This window comes from Streptomyces coeruleofuscus (assembly GCF_039532725.1).
GTDB classification, from domain to species: domain Bacteria; phylum Actinomycetota; class Actinomycetes; order Streptomycetales; family Streptomycetaceae; genus Streptomyces; species Streptomyces coeruleofuscus.
This window is the reverse complement of sequence record NZ_BAAASE010000004.1, coordinates 280,664-299,217: the sequence shown is the minus strand read 5'-3', so window position 1 is coordinate 299,217 and position 18,554 is coordinate 280,664. Positions and strand designations below refer to the sequence as shown.

At 70.5% G+C, this 18,554-nt stretch carries 15 protein-coding genes and 1 pseudogene; 3 read left to right on the top strand and 13 right to left on the bottom strand.

The features are described 5' to 3' along the window. Window positions 1–76 precede the first annotated feature (76 nt). On the top strand, window positions 77–997 hold the full coding sequence (locus ABFX81_RS16750; protein WP_086854179.1) for an AEC family transporter: 921 nt from the start codon (window positions 77–79) through the stop codon (window positions 995–997). Window position 998: 1 nt separating this feature from the next. On the opposite strand, the gene ABFX81_RS16745 is transcribed toward ABFX81_RS16750, so the two are convergent. From ABFX81_RS16745 to ABFX81_RS16705, 9 genes are all read right to left on the bottom strand, one after another. Continuing rightward, window positions 999–1,592 (bottom strand): Uma2 family endonuclease, encoded by a 594-nt coding sequence (locus tag ABFX81_RS16745; RefSeq protein WP_086854180.1) that lies wholly within the window; start codon window positions 1,590–1,592, stop codon window positions 999–1,001. A gap of 96 nt (window positions 1,593–1,688) precedes the next feature. Next, on the bottom strand, window positions 1,689–2,966 hold the full coding sequence (locus ABFX81_RS16740) for a thymidine phosphorylase (protein WP_346138375.1): 1,278 nt from the start codon (window positions 2,964–2,966) through the stop codon (window positions 1,689–1,691). Window positions 2,967–3,058: 92 nt separating this feature from the next. Further along, window positions 3,059–3,463 (bottom strand): cytidine deaminase, encoded by a 405-nt coding sequence (locus ABFX81_RS16735; RefSeq protein WP_086854182.1) that lies wholly within the window; start codon window positions 3,461–3,463, stop codon window positions 3,059–3,061. Beyond that, window positions 3,460–4,725: an ABC transporter permease subunit gene (locus tag ABFX81_RS16730; RefSeq protein WP_086854183.1), complete on the bottom strand. Its 1,266-nt coding sequence runs from the start codon at window positions 4,723–4,725 to the stop codon at window positions 3,460–3,462. Before ABFX81_RS16730 ends, ABFX81_RS16735 begins: the two co-directional genes overlap by 4 nt. Continuing rightward, window positions 4,722–5,843, bottom strand: coding sequence for an ABC transporter permease subunit (locus tag ABFX81_RS16725; protein WP_086854184.1), 1,122 nt, complete (start codon window positions 5,841–5,843; stop codon window positions 4,722–4,724). Before ABFX81_RS16725 ends, ABFX81_RS16730 begins: the two co-directional genes overlap by 4 nt. Further along, on the bottom strand, window positions 5,843–7,414 hold the full coding sequence (locus ABFX81_RS16720) for an ATP-binding cassette domain-containing protein (protein ID WP_086854185.1): 1,572 nt from the start codon (window positions 7,412–7,414) through the stop codon (window positions 5,843–5,845). The genes ABFX81_RS16725 and ABFX81_RS16720 overlap by 1 nt, the downstream gene beginning before the upstream one ends. A gap of 212 nt (window positions 7,415–7,626) precedes the next feature. Then, window positions 7,627–8,673, bottom strand: a complete 1,047-nt coding sequence (locus ABFX81_RS16715) for a BMP family ABC transporter substrate-binding protein (RefSeq protein WP_086854186.1) — start codon at window positions 8,671–8,673, stop codon at window positions 7,627–7,629. Window positions 8,674–8,989: 316 nt separating this feature from the next. Further along, entirely contained in the window at window positions 8,990–10,033 is a 1,044-nt protein-coding gene (locus ABFX81_RS16710; RefSeq protein WP_086854191.1) for a BMP family ABC transporter substrate-binding protein, read from the bottom strand. A gap of 256 nt (window positions 10,034–10,289) precedes the next feature. Then, complete coding sequence (locus ABFX81_RS16705; protein WP_086854192.1) at window positions 10,290–10,907, bottom strand: WHG domain-containing protein; 618 nt, start codon at window positions 10,905–10,907, stop codon at window positions 10,290–10,292. Window positions 10,908–10,987: 80 nt separating this feature from the next. Between ABFX81_RS16705 and ABFX81_RS16700 the strand changes: the two genes are divergently transcribed. Further along, complete coding sequence (locus ABFX81_RS16700; protein WP_086854187.1) at window positions 10,988–12,322, top strand: alpha/beta fold hydrolase; 1,335 nt, start codon at window positions 10,988–10,990, stop codon at window positions 12,320–12,322. A gap of 29 nt (window positions 12,323–12,351) precedes the next feature. Here ABFX81_RS16700 and ABFX81_RS16695 read toward each other — a convergent pair whose 3' ends face one another. Further along, entirely contained in the window at window positions 12,352–13,584 is a 1,233-nt protein-coding gene (locus tag ABFX81_RS16695; protein ID WP_086854188.1) for an amidohydrolase, read from the bottom strand. Window positions 13,585–13,884: 300 nt separating this feature from the next. On the opposite strand from ABFX81_RS16695, the gene ABFX81_RS16690 reads away from it, so the two are divergent. Beyond that, window positions 13,885–14,565 carry a methyltransferase domain-containing protein gene (locus tag ABFX81_RS16690; protein ID WP_086854189.1) on the top strand — a complete coding sequence of 227 codons (681 nt, stop codon included), beginning with the start codon at window positions 13,885–13,887 and terminating at the stop codon, window positions 14,563–14,565. Window positions 14,566–15,193: 628 nt separating this feature from the next. Here the strand turns inward: ABFX81_RS16690 and ABFX81_RS16685 are convergent. From ABFX81_RS16685 to ABFX81_RS16675, 3 genes and pseudogenes are all read right to left on the bottom strand, one after another. Beyond that, window positions 15,194–16,252 (bottom strand): annotated as a pseudogene (locus ABFX81_RS16685) (ferritin family protein); the annotation flags it as partial. A gap of 47 nt (window positions 16,253–16,299) precedes the next feature. After that, window positions 16,300–17,238, bottom strand: a complete 939-nt coding sequence (locus ABFX81_RS16680) for an N-acetylneuraminate synthase family protein (protein WP_086848716.1) — start codon at window positions 17,236–17,238, stop codon at window positions 16,300–16,302. A 13-nt stretch (window positions 17,239–17,251) separates the two neighbouring features. Next, window positions 17,252–18,517 carry a cytidylyltransferase domain-containing protein gene (locus ABFX81_RS16675; RefSeq protein WP_086848714.1) on the bottom strand — a complete coding sequence of 422 codons (1,266 nt, stop codon included), beginning with the start codon at window positions 18,515–18,517 and terminating at the stop codon, window positions 17,252–17,254. Between the last annotated feature and the right edge of the window lie 37 nt (window positions 18,518–18,554).

Here is an 18,554-nt window from a genome sequence, read left to right as displayed (position 1 = left end):
GGAGGGTTGGCTGCATGCCCCATGCATCTGCCCCTCCCGCGCTGTCCGATGCCCGTGTCGCCGGTGAGGGGACCCCGTGCAGGGAGTGCTGAGCGGCTTCGCGGTCATCGCGGTCGTCATCGGGGTCGGCTATCTGATCGGCCGCCGGGGATATCTGGGCGGCGGCGGGCGCGAGGTCCTGACGAAGCTGGCCTTCCACGTGGCGTCTCCGGCCCTGCTCTTCACCACGCTCGCCCGGGCCGACCTGTCGGTGATCTTCTCCGACCGGCTGCTGGTCACGGCGATGAGCACGGCGGCGGTGGCGGGTGTCTTCGTGGCGGTGGGTGCCGCGCGCGGCTGGGGCGTGGGCCGGACGACGATCGGCGCGCTGTGCTCCAGCTACGTCAACTCGGGGAACCTCGGCATCCCGATCGCGGTGTACGTGCTGGGCGACGCGTCACTGGTCGCGCCGGTGCTGCTGTTCCAGCTGGTGGGCGTCACGCCGGTGGCGCTGACGATCCTGGACCTGGCGAGCGGCGGCGAGAAGCGGCCCCTGTGGCAACGGCTGCTCACGCCCCTGCGCAATCCGATAGCCCTGGGCTCCCTGGCCGGTGTGGCGGCGTCGGCGTCGGGCCTCACGGTGCCGGGTCCCCTGATGGACCCCCTGACCCTCATCGGCAACATGTCGGTCCCCGCGGTGCTGCTGGCCTTCGGCATCTCACTGCGCGGCAGCACGCTCCCGCTGCGCGGCGCGGAACGGGCCCCTGTCCTCCTCGCCGTGACCCTCAAGGCGGTCATCCAGCCCCTGGTCGCCTGGGCCCTCGCAGCGGGCGTCTTCGGCCTGCACGGGGCCTTGCTGCTCGACGTGGTGGTGACGTCGGCGCTTCCGGCGGCGCAGAACCTGTTCACGTACGCGAGCAGTTATCGGGTGGGGGAGGTGCTGGCGAGGGAGGCGATCTTGTTGTCGACGGTGTTGGCGGTGCCGGTTCTGGTGGTGGTGGCGGCGCTTCTCGGGTGACTCACTTCTCCGGGAACTCTCTGGTGTCGAGTTCCAGGCCGAAGGGCTCCGGCAGTGTGATGCGTTCTCCGAACTTGCCTGCCTGCAAAACCCGGTAGACGTCCCTTTGCGGTTCGCCGTAAAGCGTGATCGTGGGACCGCCAGGAGCCCAGCCGTCGATGAGCAGATACAGCGGAACACCGGCCTGGGCGTAACCTGCGGCCTTCTTGATCCGGTCGTGGGCCGCATTTGACTTGGACGTGATCTCGACGATGAGTTCAGCGGCAGCCGCTGGGATGAAGTTACCGCCCTCGTCACGCAGCACCTGCCTGGGGGCGATTGCGAGATCAGGGATGTAGAGCCCGTCACGAGACGGGACCGCCGTGCCCAGTGTCTGGTAGATGCCCCAATGCCTGGGAATGACCTCGTACAGGGCTCGCTGAACCAGGTCAGCGATGTCGTTGTGGGCATTGGACGGCGGTGGTGCCACGGTGACGATCCCCTCGATGATCTCCACCTTGCAGCCCTCGGGTGCGTCCGTCTCCTGCCAGATCCGAACGAGGTCGTCCCACTCGTGGCCGCTGGCCGTCGAGTGGTCGACGGTGAGTGCGCTCATGGCGGTTCTCCAATCAGTGCGTCACCGATCCCAGCATGCCGAACGGGACTGGTGCGGGTCCACCAGTCCCGTTCACCCAAACGAGAAAACCCCAGCTCAGGCGATACGTTCCAACACCACCGGCGACGCCGTGAAGTCCGTCCCCGGCGCGGCGATGTCGTACGAGCCCTCGACCGCGTCCAGCGCGTACTCGAAGCGTTCCGGCGTGTCCGTGTGCAGGGTCAGCAGGGGCTGGCCCTCGCTCACCGTGTCGCCCGGCTTGGCGTGCATCTCGACGCCCGCGCCGGCCTGGACCGGGTCCTCCTTGCGGGCGCGGCCCGCGCCCAGGCGCCAGGCCGCGACGCCTATGTCGTAGGCGTCGAGGCGGGTGAGGACGCCCGAGGCCGGGGCCTTGATCACGTGCTGCTCGCGGGCCACCGGCAGCTCCGCGTCCGGGTCGCCGCCCTGGGCCGTGATCATGCGGCGCCACACGTCCATCGCGGAGCCGTCGGCCAGGGCCTTCGCCGGGTCGGCGTCCCTCACTCCGGCGGCGTCCAGCATCTCGCGGGCCAGGGCGATCGTCAGCTCGACCACGTCCGCCGGGCCGCCGCCGGCCAGGACCTCCACCGACTCGCGGACCTCCAGCGCGTTTCCGGCCGTCAGGCCGAGCGGGGTCGACATGTCCGTGAGGAGCGCGACCGTCTTCACGCCGTGGTCCGTGCCCAGGCCGACCATGGTGGAGGCCAGTTCGCGGGCGTCCTCCAGCGTCTTCATGAAGGCGCCCGTGCCCACCTTCACGTCGAGGACCAGCGAGCCCGTGCCCTCCGCGATCTTCTTGGACATGATCGAGGAGGCGATCAGCGGGATCGCCTCGACCGTGCCGGTGACGTCCCGCAGGGCGTAGAGCTTCTTGTCGGCGGGGGCCAGGCCGTCGCCCGCCGCGCAGATCACCGCGCCGGTGGTGTCGAGGACGTTCAGCATCTCCTCGTTGGACAGCAGCGCACGCCAGCCGGGGATGGACTCCAGCTTGTCCAGGGTGCCGCCGGTGTGGCCGAGGCCGCGGCCCGAGAGCTGGGGGACGGCGGCGCCGCACGCGGCGACCAGGGGGGCCAGCGGCAGCGTTATCTTGTCGCCGACGCCGCCCGTGGAGTGCTTGTCGGCGGTCGGGCGGGACAGGGACGAGAAGTCCATGCGCTCGCCGGAGGCGATCATCGCGGCCGTCCAGCGGGCGATCTCCCGGCGGTTCATGCCGTTGAGCAGGATGGCCATCGCGAGGGCCGACATCTGCTCGTCGGCCACCTCCCCGCGGGTGTACGCGTCGATGACCCAGTCGATCTGCTCGTCGCTGAGTTCGCCGCGGTCCCGCTTGGTGCGGATGACGGAGATGGCGTCCATGGCCATGGCTTGGGCTTCCTTCCGAGGGTTCCAGAAGCCGTACGGCCCCCCTGAGCCGGTCGCGTGAGCAACTCAGGGGGGCCGCACGGGCATTACTTGGTGAGGTGCTCCGGGCCGAAGGCCTGGGGCAGCATCTCCGACAGCGGCAGGATCCCCGCCGGGGTCTCCAGCAGCAGCTCCGGGCCGCCGAACTCGTGCAGCAGCTGTCGGCAGCGGCCGCACGGCACGAGCGTGGCGCCGTCGCGGTCGACGCACGTGAAGTGCGTCAGCCGGCCGCCGCCGGTGTTGTGCAGCTCGGAGACCAGGCCGCACTCGGCGCACAGGCCGAGCCCGTACGAGGCGTTCTCGACGTTGCAGCCGGAGATGATCCGGCCGTCGTCGACCAGGGCGGCCACGCCGACCGGGTAACCGGAGTAGGGGGCGTATGCCCGGGACATGGCGTCCCGGGCCACCGCGCGCAGCTTCTCCCAGTCGACGTCCGGGCCGCCGCCGGTCACTTGCCCTGCCCCTTCCGGTACGGCATGCCGTTCGCCCTCGGCATCCGCAGGCGCTGGGCGGACAGGGCGAGGACCACCAGGGTGATGACGTACGGCGTGGCGGAGACGACCTGGTTGGGGACCTCGTCGGTGGTCGCGTACCAGGTGAACACCAGGGCGCCGGCGATCAGGGTCACCACGGCCGGGACGTACTTCTTGCGGACCACGAGCCAGATGGCGCCGATGACCAGCAGCAGCGCGCCGAGCAGCAGCAGGGCGTGGACGTTGGCGGAACCGCCGCGCAGGTTGAGGCTGTCGGTGTAGCCGAACAGGCCCGCGCCGAGGGCGAGGCCGCCCGGCATCCAGTTGCCGAAGATCATCGCCGCGAGGCCGATGAAGCCGCGGCCGCTGACCTGGCCCTCCAGGTAGAAGGGGTTCGCGACGATCGACAGGAAGACGCCACCGAGGCCGGCCAGACCGCCGGAGACGACCACCGCGATGTACTTGTACTTGTAGACGTTGACGCCGAGGGACTCGGCGGCGACCGGGTTCTCGCCGCAGGAGCGCAGCCGCAGGCCGAACGCCGTGCGCCACAGCACCCACCAGGTGCCGGGGATCAGCGCGACGGCGATCAGGGTCAGCCAGGAGACGTTGGTGACCAGGCCGCCGAGCAGGCCGGCGATGTCGGAGATGAAGAACCAGCCCTGGTTGTTGAGGTCCCTGAGCGCGTCGGACAGGCCCGGCACCGTGAAGCTGCCGAGGGAGTCGACCGCCGGGGACTGCTTGGCCGAGCCGCCCGTGTGGCCCTCGAAGGCGAGGGGCGCGAGGTAGCGGGTGGCGCCGAGGGCGAGGATGTTGATGGCCACACCGGAGACGATGTGGTTGACGTTGAAGGTGACGGTCACGAAGGCGTGCAGCAGACCGCCGATCGCGCCGCCCGCGATGCCCACCAGGACACCGGTCCACGGGCCCCACTGGAAGCCGGCCCAGGCGCCGAACCAGGTGCCGAGGATCATCATGCCCTCGAGGCCGATGTTGACCACGCCCGCGCGCTCGGCCCACAGACCGCCGAGACCGGCGAGGCCGATCGGCACGGCGAGCTGGAGCGCGGTGGACATCTGGCTGACGTTGGTGATGCCGTCGGCGCCCGTGATGAGGCGGACGATCGAGGTGAGCGCCAGTCCGCCGGCGATGATCAGCAGCAGGACGGGCAACGACAGGCGGCGGCCGGTCGGCGCCGCGGGCTGCAGCGTGGGCTGGTTGAGGTCGGTCGCGGTGGTCATCGGCCAGCCACCTCCTTCGTGGTGTTGGTGTTGCCGAGGACGTGACCGGCGGCCAGTTCGGCGCCGACCCGGCGCTGCTGGCGGCGCAGACCCCACTCGCGGACGGCCTCGTAGGAGACGACGACCGAGAGCACGATCAGGCCCTGCATGATGACCGCGATCTCCTTGTCGTAGCCGTGGAAGTCCAGCTCGGGCGAGGCCTTGTCGAGCCAGGCCCACAGCAGGGCGGCGAAGGCGATGCCCACGGGGCTGTTGCGGCCGAGCAGGGCGATGCCGATGCCGAGGAAGCCGATGCCCGTGGGGAAGTTCAGGCTGTAGGTGTGGGTGTCGCCGAGCAGGATCGGCAGACCGGCCAGGCCCGCGATGCCGCCGGAGATCAGCATGGCGCTGAGCACCATGCGCTTGGGGTCCACACCGCTGGCCGCGGCGGCGGTCTGCGAAGCGCCGGAGGCGCGCAGGTCGAAGCCGAAGCGGGTGCGGTTGAGGACGACCCAGTAGCCGATGCCGAGCAGGACGGCGAGCAGCACCAGGCCGTAGATCTCGCCGGCCGCGCCCATGGGGATGCCGGGGATCCAGCCGGACTCGTGCATCTCGCCGGTGGTGTTGTTGTTGCCGACCTTCACACCGAAGACGTTCGGCAGCCACAGGTAGGCGATCACGGAGGTGGCGATCGCGTTGAGCATGATCGTGGCGACGACCTCGCTGACACCGCGGGTGACCTTGAGGACACCGGCGATGCCGGCCCAGAAGGCGCCGGTGAGGACGGCGGTCAGGAGCAGCAGCGGAACCTGGAGGGCGGCCGGCAGCGCGACGTGGGCGCCGACGATCGCGGCCAGCATCGCGCCGAGCTGGTACTGGCCGTCGACGCCGATGTTGAACAGGTTCATCCGGAAGCCGATGGCCACCGAGAGCGCCGCGATGTAGTACATCGAGGCCTGGTTGATGATCAGGACCTGGATGTCCGAGAAGCTGAGCTGCTCGAACATCAAGGCGTACGGCTCGACCGGGTTCTGGCCCGACGCGACCAGCACGATCGAGGTCAGGGCGAAGGCCACGGCGAGCGCGATGACCGGTCCGGCCACCGCGAGGAGCACGCGCTCCCTGTCGAACTTCTTCATCAGCGGGCCTCGTCTTCCGGAGACTCGGGGGCGTCGGCCTTCGAGGTCTCGGGGGTCTCTTCGTGCTCGAGGTGCCCGGTGGCGGCACCGGTCATGGCCGAGCCGAGCTCCTCAGGGGTGATGGCGGCCGGGTCGGCGTCCGCGACCAGCTTGCCGTTGTAGATCACGCGCAGGGTGTCGGACAGGCCGATGAGCTCGTCCAGGTCGGCGGAGATCAGCAGGACGGCCAGGCCCTCGCGGCGGGCCTCGCGGATGTGGTCCCAGATGGCGGCCTGGGCACCGACGTCCACGCCCCGGGTGGGGTGGGCGGCGATCAGGAAGCGCGGCTTGTGGCTCATCTCGCGGCCGACGATCAGCTTCTGCTGGTTGCCGCCGGACAGGGAGGCGGCGGTGACGTCGATGCCGGGGGTACGGACGTCGTACTCCGTGACGATCCGGCGGGTGTCCTCCTGGGCCGCCTTCGGGTCCAGCCAGACGCCCTTGGCGAGGGGCTTCTCGGTGACGTGGCCGAGGATACGGTTCTCCCAGAGGGGTGCCTCCAGGAGCAGGCCGTGGCGGTGGCGGTCCTCGGGGATGTAGCCGATGCCCTGCTCCCGGCGCCTGCGGGTGGGCCAGGCGGTGATCTCCTCGTCGGCGAGCCGGATGGTGCCGGAGTCGGCGGACCGCAGGCCGATGAGCGCGTCGACCAGCTCGGTCTGGCCGTTGCCCTCGACACCGGCGATGCCGAGGACCTCGCCCGCGTGGATGGTGAAGCTGATGTCGTCGAGGAGGGCCTTGCCGCCCGGTGCGGCCAGGCGGAGCCCGTCGACGGCGATGACCGGTCGGTCGGTGACCGTGGACTCGGCCGTCTCGGGCGTGGGCAGCTCGCTGCCGACCATCATCTCCGCGAGCTGGCGCGGGGTGGTGTCGGCGGGGACGGCCGTACCGACGGTGGTGCCGCGGCGGATGACCGTGATCTCGTCGGCGACGGAGAGCACCTCGCCGAGCTTGTGCGAGATGAAGATGACCGACAGGCCCTCGGACCTCAGTTCGCGCAGGTTGGCGAAGAGGGCGTCGACCTCCTGCGGCACGAGCACGGCGGTCGGCTCGTCCAGGATGAGGGTGCGGGCGCCGCGGTAGAGGACCTTGAGGATCTCCACGCGCTGGCGGGCGGCGACGCCGAGCTCCTCGACCAGGAGGTCGGGCTTGACGTCGAGGCCGTAGCGCTCGGAGAGTTCCTTGATCTTGCGGCGGGCCTTGGCGCCGATGCCGTACAGCTTCTCGCTGCCGAGCACGACGTTCTCGAGGACCGTGAGGTTGTCGGCGAGCATGAAGTGCTGGTGGACCATGCCGATGCCGCGGACGATGGCGTCGGCCGGCGACGAGAAGCTGACCTGCTCGCCCTCGACGGCGATGGTGCCCTCGTCCGGCTTCTGCATGCCGTAGAGGATCTTCATCAGCGTCGACTTGCCGGCCCCGTTCTCGCCGACGAGGGCGTGCACGGTGCCCTTGCGGACGCTGAGGTGGATGTCGTGGTTGGCCACGACGCCCGGGAAACGCTTCGTGATCCCGGCGAGCTCGACGGCGGTCACCGATTCCTTGACCGCCGCTCCGGCCGGAGGGCTGCTGGACGCGTTGATGGCGCACTCTCCTGGGGACGGGGGTCGTCTACGCGCGTAGCGCCCCTACGGCATACAAAGGGGCCGACGCACCGCGACAACGGGGTACGAGGAGCCAGCCTCCCCGTACCCCGTCGAGCGGACGTAACCCCGGGGGTTACCGCCTGCTTCGAGGCAGTCGGTCGTCAGCTGCTCTTGACCTTGATCTCGCCGCTGATGATCTTCTCCTTGGCCGTCTTGATGGCTTCCTGAAGCTCGGCGTCGTCCGCGAACTTCGGGTTGGAGTCCGACAGGCCCACCTCGCCGGTCTTCAGATCGCCACGAACGATACCGGTCTCGGGCTTGCCGTCCTCGACCGACTTCGCCAGGTTGTACACCGCCTTGGCGACATCCTTCATCGCCGAGGTGAGGATGAAGTCCTTGTACTTGGCGAGGGCCGCCTGCTTGTACTGGTCGGAGTCCACACCGATGGCCCACACCTTCTTGGCGGCGGCGGCCTCGATCACACCCTGACCGGACAGGCCGGCGGCCGCGTAGACGACGTCGGCCTTCTTCTCGATCTGGCCCTCGGCGGCCGTCTTGCCCTTGTCGGGGCTGGAGAAACCACCCTCCTCGGCCGTCTGGGTGAGGTACTGGGAGAGGACCTTCACCTTCGGGTTCGTGTCCTTGACGCCCTGCGCGAAGCCCGCCTGGAACTTGTGGATCAGCGGGATGTCCACACCGCCGACGAAGCCGACGACGTTCGACTTGGTGCTCTTGGCGGCGGCGACACCGGCCAGGTACGAGGCCTGCTCCTCGCTGAAGACGAGGTCGGCGACGTTCTTGGTGTTGATCGTGGCGTCGTCGACGATGCCGAAGGTGGTCTTCGGGAACTTCTCCGCGGCACCCTTCACGGCAGCGGCGTACGCGTAGCCGACACCGATGACGGGGTTGTGGCCCTGCTTCGCCAGCGAGACCAGGCGCTGCTCCTTGTCGGCGTCCGTCTCGCCCTCGGTGGGCTCGACGTCGGCCGTCTCGTAGCCGAACTCCTTCTGCGCCTGCTCCAGACCCGCGTACGCGGCGTCGTTGAAGGACTGGTCACCCTTGCCACCGACGTCGTACGCGATGGCGAGACCCTTGTCCCCCTTCGAGTCCGACGACCCGGAGGTCGAGGTGCTGCCGCAGGCGGAGAGGGCGAGGGCCAGGGAGGCGGTCGCTGCGCCTGCGACCGTGATCCGGGAAATCCGGCGCATGTGTGGGTGCTCCTGTCGTACTACCGGGGCCGCATAGCGCCGGGACGGTTCAGCTTCGGCGCTGGCTTCGCCGCAGATTAACGCGCGTAGACCTGCCTGAAAACCCCTTCTGTCCACCTTGTTATGCGCCCGTGGCCAAGCCATCACCGGGCCTTGGCCGGGGCGTTGCCGACTGCGAACGGAGGGTGGCGCTGGGTGATCCGGTTCCCGGTTCCCGGCACCCTGACTCCTGGTTTCCGCGGGAACGGCGGAGCGGGCGGGCACCCAGGGTGCCCGCCCGCTCCGGCTGTCGCAGACCGTTGACGCCGTTGACGTACTACTCGGTCTTGACCTTGATGGAACCGTCGTTGATGCCTTCCTTGGCCTTGTCCACGGCCGCCTTCAGGCCCGGGACCTTGGCGTACTCGGGGTTCGCCTCGGACAGGCCCACGCCGTTGACCTTCAGGTCGAAGGTCTGGGTGCCGTTCAGGGGCTTGTCGTCCTGGACGGACTTGGCCAGCGCGTAGACCGCTCCGCCGACGTCCTTGAGGGCGGAGGTGAGGATGTAGTTCTTGTACGGGGCGAGGGCGGCCTGCTTGTACTGGTCGGAGTCGACGCCGATCGCCCAGACCTTCGCCTTGGCGGCGGCCTCGATGACGCCCTGCCCGGAGAGGCCGGCGGCCGCGTAGAGCACGTCGGCCTTCTTCTCGATCTGTCCCTCGGCGGCTGCCTTGCCCTTGTCGGGGCTGGAGAAACCGCCCTCCTCGGCCGTCTGGGTGAGGTACTGAGACAGGACCTTCACCCCGGGCTTGGTGTCTTCGACACCCTGCTTGTAGCCGGCCTCGAACTTGTGGATCAGCGGGATGTCCACACCGCCCACGAAGCCGACGATGTCGCTCTTCGTGGCCTTGGCGGCGGCGACACCGGCGAGGTACGAGGCCTGCTCCTCGGCGAAGACGAGGGAGGCGACGTTCTTGGCCTCGACCACGGAGTCCACAATGCCGAAGGTGGTGTCCGGGTACTTGGCGGCCGCGGCCTTCATCGCCGGACCGTAGACGAACCCGACGCCGATGACCGGGTTGTAGCCCTGCCGGGCCAGCGAGACGAGGCGCTGCTCCTTGTCGGCGCTCGTCTCGCCCTCGGTGGGCTCGATGTCGGCCGTCTGGTAGCCGAACTCTTCCTTGGCCTTCGTCAGGCCCGCGTAGGCGGCGTCGTTGAAGGACTGGTCACCCTTGCCGCCGATGTCGTAGGCGATGGCGATGCCACGGTCCTTGCTGTCGCTGTCACCACTGTCACCACTGGTGCCGCCACACGCCGTGGCGACGAGCCCGAGCGACGCGACCCCCACCGCGACGCGGGTCAGTTTGGAAATCCGACGCATCGTGAAGTTCCCCATTCTCCAAAGCCCCGCAGCGGGTGCTCGGTTCGGCGCACATTAACGCGCGTAGACACTCCTGGGAACGGTTCGCTGCGGGGCCGTTATCCATTCGTGCCGATGGCCGGTTACGCCCTTGTGAACCACGGGAGCGAACGGGGTCGAAAGGTGTACTCGGGCACACGGCGCATGCCTGCTCGTCACGCGCACCAGGCTGCCCCTGGGGCGCTCCGGCCGCAACCGGAGGCTCCGGGAAGGCGAACTACTGAGCGGACTCGGCGCGCCGGAGCCCACTGAACACCGCGGGGGTCGTCCAGCCGCGCAGCGCCGCGTGGAGCGTCGATCCGAAGGTGGCCTCGGCCGTGGCCGCGTCGAAGGCTCCAGCCAGTTCGAGCGTAACCAGCCCGTGCAGTGTCACCCAGATCGAAAGGGCGATGGACGTCGCCTCGCCGGCGAGGACGGAGTCAGTCAAGCCGCGATCGATCGCCGCGAGGAGCGGCCGGACGGGGTCACTGGCGCCGACCGCGCCGGACGGGTCGAAGGATTGCACACCGCCGAACAGCACCGTGTAGAGGTGGCTGTGCTCGCGTCCCCATCGACGGTACGCGGCGGCCAGTGCGCAGAGGTCGGCAAGCGGGTCCGCGGAGGTCGGCACTGCGGCCACTTCCTCGAACAGGCCGGCCACGGCTCTGTTGCGCACCTCGCCGATCAGCCCGTCCTTGCCGCCGAACAGGGAGTACACCGCGGTCGTCGACGTCCCGGCGGCAGTGGCCAGGGCGCGGACCGTGACCGACTCCCGCGGACGGGTGGCGAGCATCTCGATCGCGCATGCCACGAGCCGCTCTTTGACGGTCTCGTCGTTCGTTCTCGGCCTACCCACGACGAACAGCTTACCCACTCTGATAACGTCGTTCTGAAACGACGTTCTGAAATAACGTTCTGAAACGGTGGGAGACCCTCATGCCGATGTCCGTGACACGTCCCGTCCGATTAGCCGGTCGCCTGGTGCTGGCCTTGGCCGCCATCGCCGGGCTGGTCGCCCTCTTCCTGGCGCTCGTCGTCCTCACGGACGGGGCGGGCTCGGGGCTCCCCGCGTGGCTGACGACCCTGGGAATCGCGACTGCCGCCGCACTGTGGCGGGGCCGGCGCCGTACGAGGTCGGCTCGGCTCGTGCCGTTCCTACCGGTGGTCGTCGCGGCGGCATTGACGGCGTCGGTATGCGTCCCGACGGTTCCCACGGGACGGCAATACCCGCCCGACCTGCCTTTCGTCGCCACGCAGCACTGGAGCCTGGCCACCGGCAGCCGGGTGGCGGTGTATCACTACCCGCCCGCGAACACCGGCGCCCGACGCCCCGTTCCGCTCGTGTACCTCAATGGCGGACCGGTTCGCGGCATCTCGGTGCTTGACCACAGGTTCCTGCAGCTCCTGGCGCGACAGGGCTACGACGTCTACGCCTACGAGCAGGCCGGCGGGGGCCGGAGCGATCTGCTCCCCATGGGCCAGTACACGATCTCCAGGTCGGTCCGCGATCTCGCCGCCTTCGTCGATCGCCTGGGCAAGGGCAGGGTCGACATCCTCGGATTCTCCTCAGGCGGGGTCGTGCTCACGCGAGCCCTGGCCGATCCGGGCGTCGCGGCGCGCTTTCACCGGGCGATCATCGCCGAGCCCGGCCCGATGGACGGCCCCACCGCGCGCATCGCCGGGCACAAGGGCCGGGAATCCGCGCGCGGCCTCGCACCGGCCATGACCGGACCGCGGTCGACGCATGTTCCCCGGTACGCCGTCGCGTTGGGCCTCATGCGACTCGGGCTCCTGACCCCCGACACCGGGCTGATAGGACAGGCAGAGGGCGACAACGCGCTCACCGCCGCCGATCTCGGCAGCGACACCGCATCCAGCTACTGCGCGCGCGACGCGCACCGCATCCCCGTCGAGGACACGGCGGAGAACTTCTCCTTCAGCCCCGCCGCCAGCCTCCGCGTCCAGCAGACGATCAAGGACTCTCCCTCCATCGCCCCGCGGCTGAGGCACTCCCGGACCCCCGCGATGCTGATGATCGCCGAATGCTCCTCACAGGTCCGCCAATGGGCCACAGCCGTCCTTGCCGAAAACCCCGCCGTCCAGCGCACGCAGTACATGCCCGGTGTCGGACACCACATGTGGAACGGCCTCGACGACAACAACGACCGAGCCGCCGCCGTCATCACCGCATTCCTCGAAAACGAGCCCGCACCGCTGCCGAACCACCCGACCCGCGGCGAGATCCCCGCCTTCCTCCGTAACCACAGGTGACCGCCCGCCGGGCGGTCACGGCACCTGGCCTAGCGGAGCCCGTTGACCAGGGCCGCGGCGGTGAAGAGTTCCACGCCTACCTTGATCGCGGACTCGTCCACGTCGAAGTCGCCCTGGTGGAGGTCGCGCACCTGGCGTTCGCCGGGGGCGCGAACGCCCAGGCGGGCCATGGCGCCGGGGACGTGTTCCAGGTACCAGGAGAAGTCCTCGCCGCCGAGGCTCTGCTCCGTGCCGACGACCGAGTCGACGCCGCGTCGGGCGATCATGGCGTCGCGCAGCAGCTCGGTCACGCCGGGCTCGTTGACGACGGGCGGGACGCCGCGGACGTAGTTGATCTCCGACTTGGCGCGGTACAGGTTGGCGATCTCGTCGATCGCGGCGACCACGACGTCGGGAGCCTGCCGCCACGCCTCGATGTCGAGGCACCGCACCGTGCCGGAGAGCTCGGCGTGCTGCGGGATGACGTTGGGCGCGTGCCCGGACTCGACGCGGCCCCAGGTGATGGCGAGCCCGCTCCGGCTGTCGAAGCGCCGGCCGACCAGGGCCGGCACGTCCGTGACGACGCGGGCGGCCGCGGTGACCAGGTCGGTCGTGAGGTGGGGGCGTGCCGTGTGCCCGCCCGGGCCGTTCAGGGCGATCTCCAGCCGGTCGCAGGCGGAGGTGATCGGCCCCTCCCGGAGCCCGACCTGCCCCGCGTCCACCCGGGGGTCGCAGTGCACGGCGATGATCGCGCCGACCCCCTCCAGCGCCCCGCACTTGATGACGTCGGCGGCACCGCCGGGCAGGACCTCCTCGGCGGGCTGGAAGATCAGCCGGACGGGGCGGGGCAGCAGACCCCGCTTGTGCAGTTCGGCGAGGACGAGCCCGGCACCGAGGACGACGGTGGTGTGCACGTCGTGACCGCAGGCGTGCGCGCGGTCGGGCACGGTCGAGCGGTACGGGCAATCGCTCTTCATGTCGGGGATGGGCAGGCCGTCGATGTCGGCCCGCATGGCGAGCATGCTGGGGCCGCCGTCCCACTGTTCGCCCTCTACGCCGATGTCACAGACGAGTCCTGTCCCGACGGCGAGTACGCGCGGCTTGAGGCCGGCCCGCTCGAGCCGCTCCTTGATCGCGGCTGTCGTGCGGAACTCCTGGTTGCCCAGCTCCGGGTGCATGTGCAGGTCGCGTCGGAACGCGATGAGCTCGGCGCGCAGAGCGTCGGGCAGCGCGCCGGGAAGCACGGCTCCCGCGGGAAGATCGACCTCGGACTCCAATGACATCAATTGCTTCACCCTCTGAAGGGTAGGGCGCCAGGGCGGCCATCCGACCCTCGATCAACAAAATTTCAACCCGTTCGGGGAAGAAAATATGACCGCCGAACGCATAGCTATCAACTGCGATGGGTAAACTCGCCCGTCTTCAGGGCCGAGCCGGTCACCACAACCCACGGCGTGTGACATCGGCCACACCCGACTCACGGCGCCGGTGTCCATCCATCCTCCTCCACGGATACCACGCCCTGCGCGGGGAACACGGCCTCGTTCGTCTGGCGGACGCACGGTCCCGATAGTGTGCGCCCCGTGCGCGCCGACAGCCCCGACTTCGTCCAGTCCACCCAGGCCTCGTACGACGCCATCGCCGAGGACTACGCCGCCGGGTTCCCGGACAGTCTGGCCGGAAAGCCGCTGGAGCGAGCCCTGCTGACGGCCTTCGTCGACCTGGTACGTGCCCCCGGAGCGCCGGTGCAGCCCCCGGTCGCCGATATCGGCAGCGGGCCCGGGTATGTGGCGGCCCGGCTGCACGAGTCGGGCCTGCCGGTGTTCGGGGTGGACGTCTCACCCCGCATGGTGGCCCTGGCCCGCCGGGCGCATCCGGGACTGCGGTTCCACGTCGGTTCCATGACGGCCCTGGACCTGCCGGACGAGACGCTCGGCGGCATCGTCGCGCTGTACTCGATCATCCACGTGCCCGACGACCATCTGCCCTCGGTCTTCGCCGGGTTCCACCGCGTCCTGGTGCCGGGTGCGCCCGTGCTGCTCGGGTTCCAGTCCGGTACGGAGGACGGCCGGGCGCACCTCACCGAGCGCTTCGGGCAGGAGATCTCCCTCGACTTCCACTGGCGCACCCCGGAGACCGTCGCGGCGCACCTCACGAGGGCCGGCCTGGAGCTCCACTCACGTGTGCTGCGGGAGGCCGAGGGCGAGGAGCAACGCCCCCGGGCGTTCCTGCTGGCCCGCAAGCCGGCGTCCGCCGGAGCGTGAGCGCTGGCCGGGGCTTTGTGAGCCGCCCTAGAGTGCGCGCCCGTGCCGTGCGCGAGCCCGCCCTGGTGTGTGCGTGAGCCCGCCTACAGCGGTGCATGACCGCCCCTGCCGGTACGCGAGCCCTCCTCGGAGCGCGCCTGAGGTCGCCGGTGCATGCCCGAACCCGTCGCGGTCGGAACACCGATCGTGCCTGCCGGCGCCCGTGCCGCCGCAGGGCCTTCGGCCCGTCGCGCCCGACCTGTCCGGCCGCCGGGCCCACCAGGTCTGCTTGAATCGCCTCGCCGCCTGGCCGTCCGCCTGACTCGGCCGGCGCCCGAGGCCCTCAGCCGGCAGCCACCGCACCCGTCGGGCCGGCCATACCGGCCGAGCCTGCCGCACCGGACGGGCCGACCATGTCCGCCGCACCCGCTGTTCCGGCTGGGCCGGCCATGCCCGTCGGGTCCGCCGTCCCGGCCGGGCCCGTCATGCCCGTGCCCGTGAAACTCCCCGGGCCAGTCGCATCCGCCGGGCCAGTCGGTCCCTCGGAAGCCGCCGAACCCGTCCGTCCCCCGGGACCGACGGGACCCGCCGGGCCGGTCGCGCCCCCCGGACCGGTCGAACCAGTCACACCTTCCGTATCCCCCGTTCCCGCCCCCGTCGTGGACAACCGCTGCACATCCCGCGCCGCCCCCGTCACCCCCGACAGGAAGCCCTGGGCGCGAGGGGAGGCGTGGTCGGTCAGCCAGGTCGGGTCGATGTCGCAGACCGCGACGCGGACCCCAGTACCGGAGAGGGCGAGGGGGAGGGTGTGGACGACCGTGGAGGGGAAGCTGAGGATCGTCCGGCCGATGGGGCCGCGGCGGGCGATCAGCTCGAGGGGGAGTTCGGGGCGGACGATCTCCAGGCCCGTCTCCGCCGAGAGCCGGCGGAGCTTGTCCGTGCCCTCGCGGCGGTGGGCGAAGTAGCGGGTGGCGCCGTGGGCCCTGGCCAGGGCGCGGACGGCCTCCAGGTAGCGGTCGTCGTCGACCACGCCCGTCTCCACCAGGGACGTGCCGACCATGTCGGCGCCCTTGGTGATGCGGGGCGGGCCGAAGCGGGTCCGGGTCCAGGCGAAGTCGTTGGCGCTGACGGTGACGCCCGCCGGGGTCTCCTCCATCGGCATGGAGGAGAAGATCTCGACGTTGCGGTTGCCGCCCGGGGTCAGTCGGCGGCGGGCCGAGGCCGACACCGGCGCGAAGATCAGGTCCCGCGGGCCGGGGCGGCCGCCCTTGCGGTGCCAGCGCACCAGCCGTTCGCCCCGGGCCAGCTGGCCGACGAACTCCATGGTCGCGGTGCCGTCGTCGACGACGACCAGGTCGCGGACGCTGGTGATCGTCAGCAGCAGCTGGACGTAGCGGGAGAAGGGGTCCCCCAGCACCACCCGGCGCGCCCTGCGGAGCAGGCCGGCCAGGCCGCCGATGGTCTGGAAGGGCGCCAAGGGGCCGCCGCGCGCCTCCTCCCAGCGGACCTCGTGGCCCTCGTCGCGGGCCAGGTCGGACATCCGCCGCAGCTGGCCGCGCGTCATCGGGTCGACGGGTGACAGCACCACGAGGGTGAGCCCCACGCCGGGCGCATGCGCGTGCGCCCACTCCAGCACGTTCAGCAGCTGTACCGGACTCTCGACGAACGCGAGAGTGTGGGGGCCGGCGTTCCCGGCGCGGGGGCTCATCGACGTACGACCGTCCCGTCGTAAGGGGGGTTGTGGGGGGTGTGGGCTCAGACGCCGACCGGCTCGCCCGCCGCGTCGGCGATCTCCGCCTCGGCGACCACACCGGCGACGCGGCGCAGCTTCTTCATCGGGGCCAGCTCGGACTCGTAGACCTTCTTGACGCCGTCGCCGAGGGAGGCCTCGATGGTGCGGATGTCGCGGACGAGGCGGGTGAGGCCCTGCGGCTCCACGGAGGCGGCCTGGTCCGAGCCCCACATGGCGCGGTCGAGGGTGATGTGACGCTCGACGAAGGTGGCGCCCAGGGCGACCGCGGCCAGCGTGGTCTGGAGGCCCGTCTCGTGGCCGGAGTAGCCGATCGGGACGTTCGGGAACTCCTTCTCCAGCGTGTTGATCACGCGGAGGTTGAGCTCCTCGGCCTTCGCCGGGTAGGTCGACGTGGCGTGGCACATCAGGATGTTGTCGGAGCCGAGGACCTCGACCGCGTGGCGGATCTGCTTCGGGGTCGACATGCCGGTGGAGAGGATTACGGCGCGGCCCGTGCCGCGCAGGGCGCGCAGCAGCTCGTCGTCCGTGAGGGAGGCGGAGGCGACCTTGTGGGCGGGGACGTCGAACTTCTCCAGGAAGGCGACGGCCTCGGTGTCCCACGGGGAGGCGAACCAGTCGATGTTCTTCGACTTGCAGTAGTCGTCGATGGCGCGGTACTCGTCCTCGCCGAACTCCACGCGGTGGCGGTAGTCGATGTAGGTCATCCGGCCCCAGGGGGTGTCACGCTCGATGTCCCACTGGTCGCGCGGGGTGCAGATCTCGGGGGTGCGCTTCTGGAACTTGACGGCGTCGCAGCCGGCCTCGGCGGCGGCGTCGATCAGCTTGAAGGCGTTCTCGAGCTCGCCGTTGTGGTTGATGCCGATCTCACCGCAGACGTAGACCGGACGGCCCGGGCCGACCTCGCGCGAACCGAAGCGGCGGATACGGGAGTTGGTGCTCATGGCAGAGATGTCCTTACTTGGTGAGGGAATCGAGAGAGGGGCCGAGGATCCAGCTGGCGATCTCTCGGATCGCGCCGTCGCCACCGGGGACGGTGGTGACCGCGCGTGCGGCGCCGCGCACGACGTCGTGGGCGCTCGCGACCGCCACGGGCCAGCCCACGAGGGCGAAGCACGGGAGGTCATTGACGTCGTTGCCGACGTAGAGCACGCGCTCCGGCGCGATGCCCTGCTCCTCGCACCACTGCTTCAGCGCGAGGTCCTTGCGGTCGATGCCGTGCAGCACCGGGAGCTTGAGCTTCCGGGCCCGGGCGGCGACCACAGGGTTCTGTTCCGTGGACAGGATCAGCATCTTCAGGCCGCTCCTGCGGAGGGCCGCGATGCCGAGTCCGTCCCCGCGGTGCACGGAGACGAACTCCCGTCCTTCGGAGTCGACCAGCACCCGGTCGTCGGTCTGGGTGCCGTCGAAGTCGAGGACGACCGCGTCGATGTCGTCGGCGGTCGGGAGCGCGCCGGGCCGGTCCGCGTCGAAGAGCGGCGCGAGGGCCCGGGCGCGGGCCAGGTCGTGCGGGTCGTCGACCTCCAGCACGCGCGCGGCGTCGGTGCGGACCAGTTCGGTCCGGCCGAAGAAGCGGTGCTGGTGCTTGCGGAACCCGGCCGCCTCCATGGCGTAGGCGGCGCCGGTTTCCAGCAGGTCCTGGGGGCGGTCCTGACGGCGGGGGCGGAAGGACTTGTCGTGGTTGACGCCGTAGCCGCCGCCCGTGGCCGCGTCGGCCTCCGCGACGGTGCCGGCGGCGACCTCGTCCTCGGCGTCGCGCCAGACGAAGCCGTGGAACGGGGCCACGGTCAGGGCCGTGTCGGCGCCGTTCTCGACGATGGCGGCGGCGACGCCGTCCACGTCCTCGCGGGTGATGAACGGGCTGGTGCACTGCACCAGCAGCACGACGTCCACGACCGCTCCGTGCAGGGCCTCGTGCGCGTCCATGGCGTGCAGGACGGCGGCCTCGGAGGTGGCCGTGTCGCCGGCGATGGCGGCGGGCCGCAGGACGACCTCGGCGCCGGCCTGGCGGGCGGCGGCCGCGATGGCCTGGTCGTCGGTGGAGACCACGACGTCCGTGACGAGCCGGGCGGCGCGGCACTCGCGCACCGCCCGCGCCACCAGCGGGACACCGCCGACGGGGAGGAGGTTCTTCGCGGGGACGCCCTTGGAGCCGCCGCGCGCGGGGATCACCGCGAGCACGCGGCGCACCGAGGCGCCTCGGCCCGCTTCCGGATGGGACATGGGATGTACTCCTTGGGCTCCTTGGGCGGAGGGCTCG